This is a genomic window from Pseudomonas asplenii (assembly GCF_001293465.1).
Taxonomy (GTDB): domain Bacteria; phylum Pseudomonadota; class Gammaproteobacteria; order Pseudomonadales; family Pseudomonadaceae; genus Aquipseudomonas; species Aquipseudomonas fuscovaginae_B.
In genome coordinates this window covers 1-548 of sequence record NZ_JSYZ01000070.1, presented here as the reverse complement: position 1 = coordinate 548, position 548 = coordinate 1, and the positions used below count along the sequence as shown (strand labels likewise).

Genomic DNA, 548 nt, shown 5'->3' with positions numbered 1-548 from the left:
TTCAATCCCGCTGCCGTGCCTTACCCTGCCGACCTGACCCTTGCCGGGCAGTTCGAAGCCCGGGTCCTGGCCAGTCCCGATGCCCTGGCAGTGGTCCAGGCCGGGCAAAGCCTGACCTATGCCGAACTGAACCGCCAGGCCAACCAACTGGCCCATCACCTGCTCGGCCTCGGCGTGCAACCTGACGATCGCATCGCCATCTGCGCCCGACGCAACCTCGACACGCTGGTCGGCCTGGTGGCGATCCTCAAGTCCGGCGCCTGCTATGTACCGATCGATCCATCCCACCCGGCGGAGCGCCTGGCCTACCTGCTGCGCGACAGCGCACCACGGGTGCTGCTGACCCAGGCCGAGCTGCACGAACGGCTGCCGGCGGTCGAGGTGCCGGTGCTGCTGCTCGACGCCGAGGCCCGCCGTGTGGCGGGTGTCGACGCGCAACCGCAGGACAATCCGGTGGTCGCCACGCTGGGCGCGGCCAACCTGGCCTATGTGATCTACACCTCGGGCTCGACGGGTGAACCGAAGGGCGTGATGGTCGAGCACCGCCA

General features: G+C 68.8%; 1 protein-coding gene. It reads left to right on the top strand.

Annotated elements, in window-relative coordinates; all coding sequences use genetic code 11:
- The coding region (locus PF66_RS31675; RefSeq protein WP_152973150.1) for an AMP-binding protein at nt 1-548 on the top strand (548 nt) is incomplete at both ends.